This is a genomic window from Vibrio sp. 2304 (genome assembly GCF_033339475.1).
Classification (GTDB): Bacteria; Pseudomonadota; Gammaproteobacteria; order Enterobacterales; family Vibrionaceae; genus Vibrio; species Vibrio alginolyticus.
Map to the genome: position 1 here is coordinate 302802 of NZ_JAWOUQ010000004.1, position 16957 is coordinate 319758.

Consider the following 16957-nt stretch of genomic DNA (forward strand, 5'->3'; position numbering starts at 1 on the left):
ATAGTTCCTTAATTGGTAGGGTAAAGTGTTAATTTAACGCCTTTTTTGTGTCTCTCACAAGTGAACAACAGAAAATGTGAGATCCTTTCTAACTGTTAGCGTTGTAGGTTGACTAATTCTGAACCGGACGTGGTTTACCTTCACTGTCAATGGCTACGTAGTTGAAGGTCGCATCACAAACCATGAAGCGTTCGCCAACACCGTGAGCTTTGACGGGTTTGACCCATACTTCCAAATCGACACTCATGGATGTGCGGCCGATCTTAGTGCATTCGCCGTAGCAGCATACGACATCGCCCACACCAACAGGTTTTTTGAACGTAATGCTTGATACCGAAACGGTGACAACGCGACCACAAGAGATCTCTTTTGCCAGAATCGCGCCCGCTAAGTCGAGCTGAGACATTATCCAACCGCCAAAAATATCGCCATTGGCGTTTGTATCTGCAGGCATTGCAAGGGTACGAAGCAGCATTTGACCTTTCGGAGAGCTAATTTCTTGACTCATTGTGACATCCTAAATCTTAAAGGCGCTCAAACTAAGCGCCAACATAGTAAATACCTAGAACCAAAGGTCCTTAAAAAACCGCAGATACCGGACCAGAGAAAGTTGGTTTACAGCAGCAAGAATGGTCTGAAAACGGTACGTTGTTTGAGCGGTTTACTGATACATGGAGCAAAACAGCGACCCTAAGGTCGCTGTGAAGTCGAGGATTATAGCAAAACTGAGTTTTTAATCATCAGTGGACACATCGGATGAGTTATTTTTTTGTTCTTTTGGCATGTGTTTATAAATGTAAAAGCCAGTCACAATCATGTAGGCAAATGTCGCGATCAACATTCCAAATACTTTGAAGTTAACCCAAACATCCAACGGCAATTCGTAAGCAATATAAATATTTAGGCCAGCGAAGAATGAGAAGAAGCCAACCCAAGCCCAGTTAATCTTTGCCCAAACAGCGTCAGGTAACGTAATTTCCTTGCCTAGCATACCTTTGATGGCTGATTTTCCCAATGCGTGGCTCACTGCTAAGCCAATCGCCAGAATCGCGTAAATGATGGTGACTTTCCACTTTATAAAATTGTCGTCGTGGAAGAAAAGGGTCATGCCGCCGAAGATAGTGACGATAACGAATGTTATTAGTTGCATCTTTTCGACTTTCTTATACAGCGCGTAGGTGACGACAAGCTGAATGGCTGTTGCTACGATCAGTGCACCTGTCGCCACGTAGATGTCGTACAGCTTGTATAAAGCGAAGAAAATGATGAGTGGTATAAAGTCTAGGATCTGCTTCATGATGGCAAAATCTACCTAATTATTGAATTGAAGACAGTCTAACGGAATCTGACAAGATGTGAATACTGAGGAAGTTAAGGTAAGAATAGTAACGCTTAGTATATCGTATAGACCGCAAGATTCTTCCATGTCGAAACAGCATATGGAAGGAATAAAAATTGCCGCGATGAGGCGGCAATAAAGTTGAGAATTTTAAACCTTAAGCCACACGTTGATATTGGGAAATAAGCGTTTTTACATCTTCCAAATAGCCTTCCCGCAGTAAGTTATCGACCGTTGCTTCTAGCTCTTCGAGAGACATCGTGAAGCAAGTGGATTTACCAGTCATCAAGCTCAGATATTGATGATACTCTTCTTCTGTATAGTGGCCTAAGCGATCAAGTAACAGTGTTTTGATTCCATGATGAATCAAGCCGTAGTATGTATGTCGATGAAGTAACATGGCGATCTCCTTATCAAGCTCATACGCTACTCATTTGCAGCCTGCTTGACCTTCTGGATAATTCGATTTACTCCAATAATGCACATCTAGTGCCAATTCTATATTTGCAAATTAAAAAGTGTTGGAAGGTGCAAAAGTCTCGTTCTGTAACCATCTTTGGATGACGACTTGAAGTGCATTTAACGTGGTGGGCTTTTCGAGTCTGTCATCCATGAGTTTCGAAATTAGCTCCAACTCTCTAGCTCCAGACTCACCAGATAAGGCAATGATTGGAACGGAGGATGTGATTTGCTTAATCCGTTGGCTTGCGTCAAATCCATTCATTACCGGCATTTGGACATCCATAAGAACGAGATCAATCTTGTGAGAGTGGAATAGTTCTACCGCAGAGGCTCCATTATTTGCTTGTAAGCTGTTGACTCCCAATCTTTTTAAATACATCTGTACCAAGGTGCGTTGCACCTCTTTGTCATCTACAATGAGCACTGTTGGTGCATCTTTACATACTTGTACGTGTTGAGCTGAATGATTTTCAGAATGTGATGCAGTTGCTTTCCAGCTATCAAAGTCCGGTGCTCTTAATGTCTCTGGTTTTGGTGCGTTTGGTACGACTGGGAAATACAAGTAGAATTCTGTGAACTCGTTCAATTCAGACTGGCACTCTATTCGTCCTCCGAAGGAGCGCATAACACGTTGGCAATAGCCCAAACCTAAGCCACTGCCTCCGCTTTTTTGATACGAGAAAAAGTCATCAAATATCTTGTGTAAGATACTGCTATCTATACCTGGCCCACTATCTCGGAAGATCAGAATGTTTTCGTAAGCCCCCGTCTGGGTACGAATCTCAATTTGACTGTCGGGATAAGAATCAAAATAGTAGATAGCGTTACGAATCAAATTGAAAATGACAAAGTTAAACAGGGTCTCATTTAACTTCGCGACAAAATCGTGTGCCTGTGGCAGGTTAATTCTCTCTATTATTTGATCGTTTTCAAAACCATAACGGCTTACTGCTTGGTCGATGGCTTTATGTATGGAAGTGAGAGCTAAAGGCTCATGCTCTGGTGAACTGTCGCTAACTTCTCGTAAAATAATATCGATAAGTTGTCTACCGCGTTGTATAGCGGCTTCACCTTTATCAATTTCTCTTTTTAGCGTATCCAGTGAGGCGTTTGACTCTATATGCTGTTTTAAAGCTTCAAATTGTAATTGTACTTGAGCGAGAGGGTTACGCATTTCATGTGCAATGGAGTTAGCCAGCGCACGGCTTTGGCGTACCTTTCTATCGGCTTCAATGGTGCTCTGGATGCGAACTAATAACGTTTGCAGAGCTGAGATTTCTTCATTAGAAAACAGCTTATTATCTATTTTATGTGAAGAAATTAGTAAGTGAGTAACAGACTTTCCACGACCGAAGAGAGGCATAACGAGCGCAGTATTGCTTGAGCGCATGCGCTCGTAGAGCTTTCTCATCGACCCTTTAGAAGAGGAGGCATAATCAATTTCTTCAGACAACTCATCTAGCACGAGAACTGACTTGCTTGACGGCAGGTACTCTTCGTAAAACGTTTCTGTGTAATTGCTAGTGACTAGCTGTAGCTTGTTGTTTGGTATGTTAAGTAACGATGCCAACTGACGCATAGCATCATCTATTGAGCGTTTAAACTCTTCCTCTAACCCAAGGATTTGCTGAACGGGAGTGTGTCGTTTCCCATAAATAAAATACGAAGCGAAACGACTGACTCGCTTAAAAAGCAAGTGCCAAGTGATACCGATAAGCGCACATAAAGGTACCGCAACAAGCCATTGGTTATCTTCAGAGATAGGAATAAATATCGCCCCTAGCGGCAGAACAAAAATGGCGCAGACTAAGAGCGCGCTTACCGTTAAGTACGTGAGATATTTAGCGCTGTAGAAGCGAGAGGTAAGTAGGGCATAGCCCACAAACAACATTTCGCTGATTGAAAGTGCTGGTGGTAACCAAGTTAGGGAGAAGTCGCCAAGGAAATACGTCATTCCAAGGTGTATCACTGCCGTAGATAACATGAATACCAAAATGCCAGCGATCATATAGTTGCTTTTTGCTAGCGTGAGTTTGCTGCTGTTCGCGCGCATGGCAATCAAGTTAAGCAGCGTTAGTACCACGAAAGCTAGCAAACTAATGAAAAAATATGAGGTATGTGGGCCAAATTCAATGACGAACTGGCTTGGACCACTAATGGTGACATTTTCGACAGTAAGATTCGGCACTAAGTTGATGTACAGTGAATACGTTGCTAGTGTGACAAAGACGACTTTTTGCCAGACTTTGACCGCTGTTTTTTTAACATCTGCGGTTAACTGGCAAGAAAAATAGAATGCAAACGCAAAGGCGAAAAAAGACGCTAAGTTCGCTAACTTAGCCATAAAAATGCCACCAACAGAGCCTAATTCTGGCAATAAATCGGTATGGAAATAGGCGTTGCTGCTTATCCAAACAATGATACAGCTGGAATAAGCGATGTAAGGCGCGTGATGCGAGCCTAAGATTGATTCACTCTTCTGTTTTAGGCGATAGCAGTAATACAGTAGCCAAGCGAATACTATTAGTACAGTCGCGTACAATGCCATTGCTTTTGGGTAAAAGAGACCGTGCAAATGAACATCAAGCATGCTCATTCACCTTTTTATCCATTCTTTTTGTTCGTACGCAATGTTTGTAGTCGCGAAATTGTATGTCTTGAAATGCTTCAACCATCATACCTAAATTCCAGAAACCGCGGTATGTCTTGGTACCGTCACCGTTAATGTCGCGGTATCCTGAGTGAAAGTAGGCACTTAAATCAATAGATTGATAGAAATTTAACATAAACACTTGCTCAATAATGGTAAAGCCGAGCTTATAGCCTGCTTTATAGAGCTCGCTCATCATAGTTTTTTGCGCCAGATACAAAAAATACAGCTTTTGTTGAATGTTGCCTCCCACCGTAAGACGCAGTACTTCGCAAACCGCTTCAGTGTTCTTTACATGAGATTGAAACTGAGCATCAAACCCAACAAGAGTGTGCTCAGGAGTTAGAGCACGACACTCCAAAATACCCAGTTGATTGAGAACACTGTACCCATGATTAGGAAAGCAAAACTGCCATTGTTCGTTACTAAACTGTGGTGAGTAACTGAGCCAGTTATTTCGTTGATGCCAGCTTTGCACTAAAGCGGAGGAGACCAAGATTGGTGAAGATGACGATTTGAGCAAGAGCGCAAAGTGCTGCCCTTTTTGCGAGAGTGATAAAAGAGGCAAGATTTCAAACCATTGTTCAGTTTGGACGAAAAGCTCAAGATTACTCAGTGTGATCGCTTCGGAAATCGGCATTAACGCTGCATGATTTGGCAGCATTACCTCAAGATCGCAATCTGCGATATCTTCAATTAACACGCTAGTATAGCTGTGGTCGTCAAACGGAAGCGGAGTAGGAATCGCAGCTTCGTTTGAAGGATATTTTTGCTTGATTGCTTCGATCTCGCATTGACACCAGAAAACCATCCAATTCGGGTAACAATCTGCGGCAAGTTGTTCAAGTAAACGAATCTCTTTGGAGAAACCTGTCGGATACTGTTGCACTAGATCTCGATAATCCATTAACTCAAATAGTGCAGAAAGACTTTTTGATGCGTGTTTAGGAAAGAGAGATTTAAGCAGTTTTATTCGATACAGAGCAACCTGTTGAAAAAGAGCATCTCGTTTTTGTTTCGTTAGGGTAAGAATAACTGAGTCAACCAGTGCCTGCTGCTTTGATTCGATCGGCAAATTTGTTTTGGTGAGATATTCCAAAGATTGCTCAAGACTCATGATATAACCTAGCTCTAACGTTTTGTTATATTTTGTAATGGTTTATATCATTTTGAAAAATTTATGCCATCGGTTTCTATTTGTATAGTTACGTAATGCAAGAAAAGACAAAAAAACCGCTCATTATGAGCGGTTTTTGGTCTATTCAAGAAAGGGTTAGGCTTCTTGCTTTTTTAGCTCAGCTTCTGCCGTTTCTTCTTCAATTAGCGCATCAACGATAACTGCACATGCAGCATCACCTGTGATGTTCAGTGCTGTACGAATCATATCGAAAATACGGTCAAGAGCGAATAGCAGCGGTAGACCTTCAATTGGAATGCCAGCGGCAAGAAGCACGGCAACCACTAGGAAAGAAGGGCCAGGAACACCCGCTTGACCAACCGCACCCAATGTAGACGTTACGATAATTGCAATGTAAGCGCCCATGCCTAGATCGATATTGAACAGTTGAGCAAAGAAGATAGCGACCAAGCCATAGTAAATCGCATTACCTGACATGTTGATCGTTGCGCCTAGAGGCAGAACAAATGATGCAGTTGAATTTTTTACGCCCAGCTCTTTTTCACAGGTGTCCATTGTGACAGGCAGTGTTGCCATAGAAGACGCTGTTGAAAGCGCAACTGCTTGCGGTTTCTTCATTGAAGACAGGAATTTCTTCGCAGATGTCTTCGTGAAAACATGCACCATTGCTGGGTAAACAACGAAACCGAAGATTAGGATGGCAGCAACGTAAACAACGAACAGTTTGAATACCACCATTAGCGCACCAAAACCAAACGTACCGACTGCTTCTGCCATCAGACCAAATACACCGATAGGTGCAATGATCATTACTTTGTTGATCATCCAAACCATTGCGTCAACGATGCAGTTAACACCATTGATGATTGGTTCACGACGTTCTTTTGCTTGCTTAGAAATCGCAATACCAAAGAACATACAGAAAACGAGGATCTGTAGGATGTTTGCTTCATTTAGTGATTGGAAAACGTTGGTTGGGATCATACCAGTGATGGTTGCCCAGAAAGTAGGTAGTTCACCTTTTGAAGCGTATTCTGCTGAGAACATGCCTTCAACGCCAGAGACGTCGATACCCATGCCTGGTTGGAATACTTCACCCATAAATAGTGCAAGCGCAACGGCTAGGGCGGATGTTAAACCAAAATAACCTAGAGTGACGATGCCAACTTTACCTGCTGACTGGCTGTTCCCAAGACCAGCGGCGCCAGAAATCAAGGCTACAGCGACCAAAGGAATAACCAACATTTTGATTAAGTTGATAAAGATAGCACCTAAAGGAGCGAACACTGTCGCATCATGACCCATCATGGCACCAACGGCTGTGCCCACGATCATGGCGATTACGACTTGTACGCCAATGTTGTTTAGCAAACTCTTTTCTTTTAACACTTCCATAACCTCTGTGCTAATAAAATGTAAAATCCTAAAATTACCCACTAACCATAAATGGATTTACGGATAATTATCTCGCCTTGCTTTTTACACTTATCGTTTACAATTGGCAATATGCAGCAAGGTATTATTGATGGATTAATCGATATTTTATTGACGAACGATAAAGTTTTGTTCAATAGCAAACGTTTGCCATTGATTTTTCTTATAAGGGTCGCGCTTAGGATTGTCCAAGTTTATTTTTCTTTATTTGTTTTCTTTTTGTTAATTTTAACCGCTTTTGTATTTGATATTGCAGTCAGAGTTTTTAGTGACTTGGGTTGATATTTATAACAATTCATTTCTTTCAAGCTCACACTTTTATTAATTTACCTTCTGAAATGTTAATTGCTTTACATTCTTAGTCCTGATTGCGTTGTAAACATAATGTTAAATGATAATGACTGGTGAGACTCAAATGCTGACGATCCAGTGTTAGGGGTAACTTGCTTAGTTAATGCTCCTGAGCTGATTAGACGAGAAAGACAAGTAAGAGGTGAAGAGACTATGATGAATCTTGCTGCTGCGTTACAAAGAAATGCTGCGAGTAAACCAGATAAAACGGCGTTGATATGTGGCGCTGAAAAGATAAATTATGCGCAATTTGATGCGATCGCTGGCAAGATCGCAGCGTCTTTAATCAATAAAGGCGTAAAGCCAGGTGACCGCGTTGCGATTTCATGCCCAAACATTCCTTTTTTCGCGTTTGTTTATTATGCAATACAAAAAGCCGGCGCGGTTGCAGTCCCATTAAATGTGCTTTTGAAAGCGCGAGAAATTAAGTATCACTTAGAAGATTCAAAAGCGAAGTTTTATTTCTGCTTTGAAGGGACGAAAGAACTGCCAATGGCAAAAGAGGGTGTCAAAGCCTTTGAACAAGTCGATACATGCGAAGGCATAGTCGTACTGACTCAATCTCAAGATGAAAGCTATTGGAATGGTGTAATAACTCTCAATGCGTTTATAGCCGATGTCCAACCGTTGCCGGATTATATACCGCGTAATGCGGATGATACATGTGTGATTTTGTATACATCAGGGACGACAGGCTTACCAAAAGGCGCTGAACTGACTCAGCAGAACATCATAATGAACGCTCTGGTGGCACAAAACATTATGGGCAGCCAGGCCGATGATATTCACTTAGTAACTTTGCCTTTATTTCATACATTTGGTCAAACCGTCCACTTAAATGCTAGTGTTTTGGGCGGGGCAACATTGGTGTTAGTGCCTAGGTTTGAGCCTAAACATGTTCTTGAGCTGGTGGAAAAACATAGGGTGACGATATTTGCTGGTGTGCCAACGATGTACATCGGTCTGCTTCATGTGCAGCATCAATTTGATACCTCGTCATTGCGTGTTGCAGTAAGCGGTGGTGCGCCATTGCCAACCGAAATCTTTCGAACCTTTGAAGAAACATTTAATGTGCCGATCTTAGAAGGATACGGGTTGTCGGAGACAAGTCCTATTGCATGTTTTAATCATTTAGATCAGGAGCGTATACCAGGCTCGGTAGGTCAACCGGTTCAAGGCGTCGAAGTAAGAGTTATCGACATTGAAGGCAATGCACTACCGATAGGCGAAGAAGGTGAGATTGTTGTGCGTGGTCATAATGTTATGAAGGGATATCTTGACCGTCCAGAAGTTACTGAATCTGCGCTACAAAATGGTTGGTTCCATACTGGTGATGTGGGCCGCTTTGACAGTTCAGGTAATTTATTTATTGTCGATAGAATGAAAGATCTGATCATTCGAGGTGGATTTAATGTTTATCCCAGAGAAATTGAAGAAGTTTTCATGACTCATCCTGCAGTTTCAATGGTCGCGGTGATAGGGATTCCAAATGAAGAGTATGGCGAAGAGATAAAAGCTTACGTTGTACTTAAACCAAAAGAATACATTGACGCCGATTCATTACAAAAGTGGGGTAAAGAGCAATTAGCCTCGTTTAAATATCCTCGTTATGTCGAAATTCGTGAACACCTCCCGATGAGTGCGACAGGAAAGATTTTGAAACGTGAGTTGAAATCTGAATTGAATATAGCTTAGTCAATTCAATGGTTTTTGTGTCACAGCGCCACTTGCCTAAGCGCAAATGGTGTTGTGCTCTTGACCAATTAGATGCATAAGTTTTTTAGCTATCGTCAGACAATACTTACCGTTTGCTGAATGGATCTATTGCTCGAGTTCTTTAAAGTATTCTTCTAAGCGTTTCGGATTGGTAATGGTTACTGAGCCATAGTTTAGCTCTAGCATCCCGATACTTTCTAATCGTTTTAGTATCTTGTGTACGCTCTGACGAGTTAGCCCCATCATGTTAGCGATATGTTCTCTTGTTACCCTGACAACGCATGGTCGAGTATCGATCGCTTGATTAAGTTGGTATTCAGCAAGCAGCAGCAACCTTTTGGCGACTCGTTCTTCAATTCCTCTAATCGCGTCATCTTCGATAACAGAAATAGCAGACCACAAGCGGCGGCTAAGTAAGTCGAGTATAGTGGGGTAACTTTGAGGGTATTTGGCGAGTAATTGGCGAAATTTATCTCCAGGAAGCTCCATTACAGTCACGTCAGAATGAGCGGTCGCACCAAAAATACGAGGCATGCCGGGAGAAAAAACATTGTCTCCAAACCAACCACCAGCTTCGAAAATCATCAGTGTGACTTCTTTGCCTTTTGAACTAATTGAGTTCACTCTCACTGCACCTTGAGCTATGACCATAAGAGAAGATTGAAGCGCACCTTTATTGCAAATCAGTGCTTTTTCGTCGAAGCAGCGAACCTTAGTCATTTGCGCTGCTTCACTAAGCCCTTTATCTGGCAGCCCTGATAGTACAGGACATTTGGCTAGCAGTGTTTTGACTTCTTCCATGTAGCAACCTTACTGCACATTGCTTTATTGAGTTAGTTAAGTTACCCAAGCTTAACACTCTTTGAGTGCTCTGCTTGAGATAGATTTGGAAAGTGCGGGCGTTGAACAAAAAATGACGTGGTATAAACGCGATAGTAAGAAAACGCCCACTAAACATAATGTTAAGCGGGCGTTGTTGTGTCATATCAAACTGAAATTATTTTTGAGTGGCAGCTTTCATTGCAGAAACGAATTCACCTAGCTTGTCGAGCATAATTTGTGGCTGCTCAACGTTCGCTTCAATGATCTTCACGACAGCCGAACCGGAAATAGCCCCCGCCGCACCAGATTCTAGTGCTTGTTTCACCTGTGCTGGCTCTGAGATGCCAAAACCAAGTAGTGCTGGTGGCGCATCAAATTGGTTCAGTCTATCCAGCATATGACCTACAGGCATGTTTGCTTTGGTTTCTGCGCCAGTAACGCCTGCACGAGATAGTAGGTAAGTGTAGCCGCCACCTAACTCTGATACTTGCTTCAGTGTTTCGTCACTTGCCGTTGGTGGTGCGATGAAGATCGGGTGAATACCAAACTTCTCTGCAGCAGCAACGAACTCGGCACTTTCATTAGTTGGTACGTCTGCAATCAAAACAGAATCGATGCCTGCTTTTGCACAACGCTCATAGAAGTTTTCGATACCACGAGAGTAAACAAGGTTCGCGTACATCAGAAGACCAATAGGTAGCTCTGGGTACTTAGCTCGGATCTTACCAATTTGTTCGAAGCAGATATCCGGTGTTGCGCCTGAATCTAGCGCACGAATGTTAGCGCCTTGGATGGTCGGGCCATCCGCAAGAGGATCTGAAAATGGAATACCAAGTTCAAGTGCATCTGCGCCAGACTCGACCAGTGTTTCCATGATTTTGTAAGACTGCTCGGCGTTTGGATCGCAAACCGTTACGAACGGTACAAATGCGCCTTGGTTCTTTTCGTTTAGGCGCGTAAACATCTTCTCATAACGGCTCATTAGATTGCTCCTTTTTCTTCTAAGATGGTGTGTACGGTGAAGATGTCTTTGTCACCACGACCTGATAGGTTAACGACTAATAATTGTTCTTTCTCTGGGTTCTCACGAGCCATACGCAGTGCATGAGCCAGTGCGTGAGAAGATTCAAGAGCAGGGATGATGCCTTCATGGCGTGCAATCTCTTGGAATGCTTCTAGTGCTTCATCGTCTGTCACGTTGTCGTATTCAGCACGGCCAATTGCGTTTAGGTGTGCGTGTTGTGGGCCAACTGAAGGGAAATCAAGGCCAGCAGATACCGAGTAAGACTCTTCTACTTGACCGTTTGGATCTTGCATCAATGGCGCTTTCATACCGAAGAAGATGCCTGTTTTACCATGCTTAAGTGGGGCGCCGTGCTGGTCAGTATCGATACCTTTACCTGCTGGCTCAACACCAATTAGGCGAACGCTTTCTTCTTCGATGAAGTCAGCAAACATACCAATCGCGTTTGAACCACCGCCCACACATGCGATAACCGCATCAGGAAGACGACCTTCACGTGCCAAAATCTGATTCTTCGTTTCTTCACCAATCATGCGTTGGAAGTCACGCACGATGGTTGGGAATGGGTGAGGACCTGCCGCTGTACCTAGTAGGTAGTGCGCGTCTTCATAAGTTGCAGACCAGTCGCGCAGCGCTTCGTTACATGCATCTTTAAGTGTCGCTGAACCCGAGTGGACAGGAATGACTTCTGCGCCCATTAGCTTCATACGGAATACGTTCGGGCTTTGACGCTCAACGTCTTTTGCACCCATGTAAACGCGGCACTTAAGGCCAAGTAGTGCACACGCTAGTGCGGTTGCAACACCGTGTTGGCCTGCACCTGTTTCTGCGATGATTTCGTTTTTACCCATGCGTTTCGCAAGCAGCGCTTGACCTAACACTTGGTTGGTCTTGTGCGCGCCACCGTGAAGTAGGTCTTCACGTTTTAGGTACAGTTTGGTTTTCGTACCTTTGGTTAGGTTACGAGTTAGAGTCAAAGCCGTTGGACGGCCCGCATACTCTTGAAGAAGCGTCATGAATTCGCTGCGGAATTCTGGATCTTCTTGCGCGTCGATAAACGCTTGCTCTAGTTGCTCCAGTGCTGGAACTAGAATTTGCGGAACGTACTGACCGCCGTATTCGCCAAAGTAGGCATTCAGTTTTGCCATCGTTATATTCCTTCTCGTATTTTTCGCTACGAATAGCTTTAAATTTTTTAGCTGATATCCAGCTTTAGTAGTTGCGAATAGCGGTGAATGCCGCGAGCAACTTCTGTGAATCTTTTTTGCCTGGTGCGCTTTCTACACCAGAGTTTAAATCTAATCCCAAGCAACCTAATGTCGCTGCTTGTTGAGCATTTTCTGGCGACAGTCCGCCCGCTAGCATAATTTGACTTGGGTCGCCGATCAGTGACCAGTCGAACACTTGGCCGGTACCGCCGGTTTGAGTGCCAACTTGCGCATCTAATAGATGGCGGTCAATGTTGTCTGCTAGCAGTTCTGGCTTGGCATCAGTCACGCCGTAAGCTTTCCAAATTTCTACTGCTGCTGGCAGTTCGGCTTTTAGCTGCTTAACGTAAGCTTGGTCTTCTTGACCATGCAATTGCACCGCTTTTAAACCCAAAGAGGTCACGACAGAAGCAACAAAATCGATATCGTGATTTTGGAACACGCCTACGTAGTTAAGTGGAGCACCGCTAATGGTTAAGCGCGCACCTTCAAGGTCGACCGCACGCTTCGAATTCTCGACAAAAATCAGACCACCAAATACCGCACCAGCTTGGTACGCTTTCGCTGCGTCATCTGGGTGCGTTAAGCCACAGACTTTGTTTTCGCCTAACGTCACTTTACGTACTGCAAGTTCAAGGTTGTCTTCCGCCATCAGTGAACTACCAATCAAGAAGCCGTCTGTGTATTCCGCTAAATCACGAACTTGTTGATGTGTATAAATGCCAGATTCTGAGATTACTGTTGCGTTAGGAGCCAGTTCACGAATGGTCGGTGCCAGTTCTTTAGTACGATTCAAATCGGTACTTAGGTCGCGAAGGTTACGGTTATTAATGCCGATAACGCGTGCGCCTAGCTTAACTGCACGATGAAGCTCTTCTTCGTTGCTGACTTCGGTCAAGATACCCATGTTCAGGCTGTGTGCTGCTTCCTCTAGCGCTTTATACTCTTCGTCATTCAGGACAGAAAGCATCAGTAGCACGGCATCAGCACTGTAATGACGTGCTAGGTAAACTTGGTAGGTATCTACCATGAAGTCTTTGCACAGAACGGGTTGTTTGACTTGACCACGTACTTGAGGAAGAAAATCAAAGTTACCTTGGAAGTACTTCTCGTCTGTTAGGACTGAAATTGCATCTGCGTGGTTGTTGTAAACCGATGCAATGTAATCCAAGTCGAAGTGATCACGAATCAAACCTTTAGAAGGAGATGCCTTCTTACATTCGGTGATGAAGGCCGTCTTTTCGCCACTCAGAGCATCGTAGAAGCTGCGGTCCGATGGCTGCAAATCAGACTGAAATGTGCTTAGCGGTTGAGACACCTTACGGTCTGCTACCCACTGATATTTGTCGCGGACAATTTTCGCCAGTACTTCTGCCATTTCTGCTTCTTTCTTAGAAACGTGTTCAGACAGGTTGTCAGCTTGCTGAGTGTTGAAGTCAGTCATCTTCTTCAATTCCTTAAGCGTGTGCGGCAAGTTGTTGTACCAAATGGTACGCCTTGCCTGAATTCATTGCCTCAATCGCTTGTTGCGTGTTGGCTTTTAAATCTTCGTGGCCGAATAGACGCATTAGCAGAGCAACGTTCACTGCCACTGCGCCCAATTGTGCGTCTGTACCTTTACCCGTCAGAATGTTGGTAATGATCGCTTTGTTTTCTTCAGGGTCGCCACCTTTGATTGCTTCTAGTGGGTGCGCTTCTAGACCGAAGTCTGCAGGCGTTAATTTGTATTCTGTGATCTTACCGTCTTTGATTTCGGCAACGGTTGTTTCACCGTGAATTGCTACTTCGTCCAAACCACTGCCGTGTACTACAGCGGCGCGCTTCATACCCATTTGTAGCATGGTTTCTGCGATAGGACGAACCAGTTCTTCACTGTAAACGCCCATCAATTCGATGTTAGGACGAGCAGGGTTAATCAGTGGGCCAAGAATGTTAAAGATGGTGCGTGTTTTCATGGTTTGACGCACTGGCATCGCATGGCGCACACCACCGTGGTATTGAGGTGCAAATAGGAAAGCAACACCGATATCGTCTACCGCTTTGCGCGTATCTTCTGCGCTCATAGCTAGGTTGATACCAAATGAATCAAGAAGGTCAGAAGAACCCGATTTGCTTGAAACGCTGCGGTTACCGTGTTTCGCTACTTTTAGACCACATGCTGCAGCAACAAACGCCGCAGTGGTTGAAATGTTGATGGTGTTGTGACCGTCGCCGCCAGTACCTACGATATCCGCGAAATCATAATCTGGACGAGGGAATGGGTTTGCGTTTGCCAGCAGTGCTTTTGCCGCGCCTGCAATTTCGTCTGGCGTTTCGCCTTTGATTTTTAGTGCAGTCAGCGCTGACGCCATCAAAATTGGATTTAGTTCACCACGGATAATGATGTCGAATAGCTGTTGGCTCTCTTCCTGAGTAAGCGATTCTTGCTCGTACAGTTTGGTAATAATAGGGTTGATGATTGCTTCCATATTTCCTCTCCTAAATTTCTTATGTGCCAAGTGCTTTTTAAGCAGTGAGTGGGGTCGCTGAAGTTTGTTCTTCAAGTGCCCATTCAATGGCATTGGCCAACAGTGTTGCTCCGTAGGTCGTCATAATAGATTCCGGGTGGAACTGGAACCCGCAAACTTTATCTTCTTCATGTACAACAGACATTACCAAGTCATCCACTTCTGCTGTGATGGTTAGGCTCTCAGGAACCTTGGTCGCAACTAGCGAGTGGTAACGTGCAATTGCAAGTGGTGATGGTAGGTTTTGGTAAATCGCATGGTTTTGGTGCTCCATCATAGAGACCTTACCGTGAATGATTTCGCCCGCGCCATCAACGGTGCCGCCGTATGCCTCAACAATTGCTTGGTGACCAAGACAAATGCCGATCATCGGCACTTTGCCTTTCATGCGTTGGATAAGCTCAGGCATTGAGCCAGCCTCTGACGGTGCACCAGGGCCTGGTGATAGCAGGACCACTGGGTTTTCAAGCGCGTTTACCGCTTGTTCAATGGTTTCTGCTGGGATGTTGTTTCGGTAAATCTTGACTGAGTGACCTAGCGAGCGGAATTGATCCACAAGGTTGTAGGTGAACGAGTCAAAGTTGTCGATAAAAATGATATTAGCCATCTCTGAACCCTATTCCTTATTGTGACTTATGCGCTGCTTGGATAGCAGAGATTACCGCTTGTGCTTTGCCGCGCGTTTCGTCTGCTTCCGCTTGTGGATCAGAGTCGAACACCACGCCTGCACCAGCTTGAACTTGAGCAATGCCGTTTTCTACGTAAGCTGAGCGAATGACGATACACGTGTCGAGTGTGCCTTCACCAGTTAGGTAACCAACCGCACCGCCGTAGCTACCGCGACGTGCGCCTTCCACATCGCGAATCAACTGCATTGCGCGAATCTTTGGTGCACCAGTGAGCGTGCCCATGTTCATACACGCTTGGTATGCGTGCAGTGCGTCTAGGTCTTCACGCAGTTGACCAACCACGCGTGATACCAAGTGCATTACGTGGCTGTAACGGTCGACTTTTAGTAGGTCAGCTACGTGGCGAGTGCCTGCTTGTGCGATACGGGCAACGTCGTTACGTGCTAAGTCAACCAACATCATGTGTTCTGCGTTTTCTTTCATGTCTGTGCGCAGTTCAAGTTCGATGCGGCTGTCTAGGTCGAAATCGTTCTCTCCATTCGGGCGTTTACCACGGCGACGTGTGCCTGCAATTGGGTAGATTTCAATTTGGTTGGTATCGGTTTCATACTTAAGCGCGCTTTCTGGTGATGCGCCAAACAGAGTGAACAGCTCATCTTGCATGTAGAACATGTAAGGGCTTGGGTTACTTTGTTTCAGTTCTTTATAAGCCGCCAGTGGAGAAGGACAAGGTAGAGTGAATCTACGAGACGGTACAACTTGGAATACATCGCCTTTCACTACGAACTCTTTTAAGTCGCGAACGGTTTGGCAGAAGTCTGCATCAGACACGTTAGGTTCTACCGTTACATCTGTTATTTGCTCTGCACTCGGCAACAGTTTTGGCGCTGCACACTGAGCGCTGATTTCTGCAATACGAGTCTCTAACGCTGTTTTCTCTGAACCATCAACAAACAACGTCGCTTGAAGCTGGCAAGATTCCGTTTGATGGTCGACAACAAGTAGTGTTTCCGCGACGTAGAACACGTAATCTGGACACTGATTTGTTACTTCGGCATTACCAAGCGGCTCAAAGTTTGCGACTAAGTCGTAGGCAAACAGACCACCAAGGAAAATTGCGTGTTTGTCTTGCTGTGAAATATCAAAACTATGCTGAACCAAACGTAGCGCATCGAAAGAAGAGGCTTCACGTAGGCGAGAGTCTTCATCTAACGTGTCGCATGGCTGGTTAAACTGCAAAGTTAGCGTTTCGCCATCGAACTTGCTCTCAACGTCACCACGGATGTTCTGGTTTAGGTGAGACAGTAGGTTTTTACCGTTATTGGTCAAGGCGTGCATGCTAACGGTATGGCCGAAGCAAACAATGCGAACCGCTGAATCTACGATCAGCAGGGATTTTAAATTTTGCTTTGAATCGATCTCAGCAGATTCCAGCAATAGGCTGTCAGTTTTGTTCTCACATAGTGTGTGGAACAAGCGAGTCGGGTCTTGAGTATAAGGGACGGAAGCCGTTAGCACTTCAAGCTGTCCAAGTTTCTTAATTTCAATGGCCTTGTTCACAAGACCTCCTTGTAGCTGTTTAAATCTTCCTGCCGTACATAGTCGCATAAAGCAAACGTTCTCCCAATCTAGAGTTGGCTATATTCGATTAATGTTTAGGCAGTTGAATGTGAAATG

At 44.4% G+C, this 16957-nt stretch carries 14 protein-coding genes; 1 reads left to right on the forward strand and 13 read right to left on the reverse strand.

Translation table 11 applies throughout. The features are described 5' to 3' along the window. Positions 1 to 112: 112 nt before the first annotated feature. The 6 genes from yciA to R7P64_RS10820 all read right to left on the reverse strand — a co-directional run bounded on the left by yciA (position 113) and on the right by R7P64_RS10820 (position 6984). The gene (gene yciA / locus R7P64_RS10795) at positions 113 to 508 is read right to left on the reverse strand and encodes an acyl-CoA thioester hydrolase YciA (protein ID WP_005376768.1); all 396 of its coding nucleotides are present in this window, start codon (positions 506 to 508) and stop codon (positions 113 to 115) included. Positions 509 to 733: 225 nt separating this feature from the next. Then, complete coding sequence (locus R7P64_RS10800; protein WP_149192439.1) at positions 734 to 1297, reverse strand: septation protein A; 564 nt, start codon at positions 1295 to 1297, stop codon at positions 734 to 736. A 199-nt stretch (positions 1298 to 1496) separates the two neighbouring features. Further along, complete coding sequence (locus R7P64_RS10805) at positions 1497 to 1739, reverse strand: hypothetical protein (protein WP_005376770.1); 243 nt, start codon at positions 1737 to 1739, stop codon at positions 1497 to 1499. 111 nt (positions 1740 to 1850) lie between these two features. Next, positions 1851 to 4391, reverse strand: a complete 2541-nt coding sequence (locus R7P64_RS10810) for a hybrid sensor histidine kinase/response regulator (RefSeq protein ID WP_318123506.1) — start codon at positions 4389 to 4391, stop codon at positions 1851 to 1853. Further along, positions 4384 to 5568, reverse strand: a complete 1185-nt coding sequence (locus R7P64_RS10815; protein WP_318123508.1) for an acyl-homoserine-lactone synthase — start codon at positions 5566 to 5568, stop codon at positions 4384 to 4386. Before R7P64_RS10815 ends, R7P64_RS10810 begins: the two co-directional genes overlap by 8 nt. Positions 5569 to 5724: 156 nt before the next feature. Then, positions 5725 to 6984 (reverse strand): dicarboxylate/amino acid:cation symporter, encoded by a 1260-nt coding sequence (locus R7P64_RS10820; RefSeq protein WP_005376774.1) that lies wholly within the window; start codon positions 6982 to 6984, stop codon positions 5725 to 5727. Positions 6985 to 7527: 543 nt separating this feature from the next. Here R7P64_RS10820 and R7P64_RS10825 point away from each other — a divergent pair. After that, on the forward strand, positions 7528 to 9069 hold the full coding sequence (locus tag R7P64_RS10825; RefSeq protein ID WP_053304278.1) for a long-chain-fatty-acid--CoA ligase: 1542 nt from the start codon (positions 7528 to 7530) through the stop codon (positions 9067 to 9069). A 126-nt stretch (positions 9070 to 9195) separates the two neighbouring features. Here the strand turns inward: R7P64_RS10825 and R7P64_RS10830 are convergent, their stop codons facing one another. The 7 genes from R7P64_RS10830 to R7P64_RS10860 form a co-directional block, all read right to left on the reverse strand. Then, positions 9196 to 9891, reverse strand: coding sequence for a Crp/Fnr family transcriptional regulator (locus R7P64_RS10830; protein WP_005376777.1), 696 nt, complete (start codon positions 9889 to 9891; stop codon positions 9196 to 9198). A 196-nt stretch (positions 9892 to 10087) separates the two neighbouring features. Further along, positions 10088 to 10894 (reverse strand): tryptophan synthase subunit alpha, encoded by an 807-nt coding sequence (trpA, locus tag R7P64_RS10835; RefSeq protein ID WP_130545111.1) that lies wholly within the window; start codon positions 10892 to 10894, stop codon positions 10088 to 10090. Then, a complete protein-coding gene (gene trpB / locus R7P64_RS10840; RefSeq protein ID WP_151514973.1) occupies positions 10894 to 12084 on the reverse strand; it encodes a tryptophan synthase subunit beta in 1191 nt (396 codons plus the stop codon). The genes trpA and trpB overlap by 1 nt, the downstream gene beginning before the upstream one ends. A gap of 64 nt (positions 12085 to 12148) precedes the next feature. Next, positions 12149 to 13588 (reverse strand): bifunctional indole-3-glycerol-phosphate synthase TrpC/phosphoribosylanthranilate isomerase TrpF, encoded by a 1440-nt coding sequence (gene trpCF, locus R7P64_RS10845; RefSeq protein WP_238969974.1) that lies wholly within the window; start codon positions 13586 to 13588, stop codon positions 12149 to 12151. Between the two features lie 13 nt (positions 13589 to 13601). Continuing rightward, positions 13602 to 14612 (reverse strand): anthranilate phosphoribosyltransferase, encoded by a 1011-nt coding sequence (gene trpD, locus R7P64_RS10850; RefSeq protein ID WP_213960494.1) that lies wholly within the window; start codon positions 14610 to 14612, stop codon positions 13602 to 13604. Positions 14613 to 14649: 37 nt separating this feature from the next. Then, positions 14650 to 15258 carry an aminodeoxychorismate/anthranilate synthase component II gene (locus R7P64_RS10855; RefSeq protein ID WP_213960495.1) on the reverse strand — a complete coding sequence of 203 codons (609 nt, stop codon included), beginning with the start codon at positions 15256 to 15258 and terminating at the stop codon, positions 14650 to 14652. A 16-nt stretch (positions 15259 to 15274) separates the two neighbouring features. After that, complete coding sequence (locus R7P64_RS10860) at positions 15275 to 16840, reverse strand: anthranilate synthase component 1 (protein ID WP_318123510.1); 1566 nt, start codon at positions 16838 to 16840, stop codon at positions 15275 to 15277. Between the last annotated feature and the right edge of the window lie 117 nt (positions 16841 to 16957).

Excerpts from the sequence above, each read along its gene's own strand:
- R7P64_RS10805 (WP_005376770.1), bottom strand. The coding sequence starts at position 1,739 with ATGTTACTTCATCGACATACATACTACGGCTTGATTCATCATGGAATC.
- R7P64_RS10820 (WP_005376774.1), bottom strand. The coding sequence starts at position 6,984 with ATGGAAGTGTTAAAAGAAAAGAGTTTGCTAAACAACATTGGCGTACAA.
- R7P64_RS10815 (WP_318123508.1), bottom strand. The coding sequence starts at position 5,568 with ATGAGTCTTGAGCAATCTTTGGAATATCTCACCAAAACAAATTTGCCG.
- trpA (WP_130545111.1), bottom strand. The coding sequence starts at position 10,894 with ATGAGCCGTTATGAGAAGATGTTTACGCGCCTAAACGAAAAGAACCAA.
- R7P64_RS10830 (WP_005376777.1), bottom strand. The coding sequence starts at position 9,891 with ATGGAAGAAGTCAAAACACTGCTAGCCAAATGTCCTGTACTATCAGGG.
- R7P64_RS10800 (WP_149192439.1), bottom strand. The coding sequence starts at position 1,297 with ATGAAGCAGATCCTAGACTTTATACCACTCATCATTTTCTTCGCTTTA.
- trpCF (WP_238969974.1), bottom strand. The coding sequence starts at position 13,588 with ATGACTGACTTCAACACTCAGCAAGCTGACAACCTGTCTGAACACGTT.
- yciA (WP_005376768.1), bottom strand. The coding sequence starts at position 508 with ATGAGTCAAGAAATTAGCTCTCCGAAAGGTCAAATGCTGCTTCGTACC.
- R7P64_RS10810 (WP_318123506.1), bottom strand. The coding sequence starts at position 4,391 with ATGCTTGATGTTCATTTGCACGGTCTCTTTTACCCAAAAGCAATGGCA.
- R7P64_RS10855 (WP_213960495.1), bottom strand. The coding sequence starts at position 15,258 with ATGGCTAATATCATTTTTATCGACAACTTTGACTCGTTCACCTACAAC.
- trpB (WP_151514973.1), bottom strand. The coding sequence starts at position 12,084 with ATGGCAAAACTGAATGCCTACTTTGGCGAATACGGCGGTCAGTACGTT.
- trpD (WP_213960494.1), bottom strand. The coding sequence starts at position 14,612 with ATGGAAGCAATCATCAACCCTATTATTACCAAACTGTACGAGCAAGAA.
- R7P64_RS10825 (WP_053304278.1), top strand. The coding sequence starts at position 7,528 with ATGATGAATCTTGCTGCTGCGTTACAAAGAAATGCTGCGAGTAAACCA.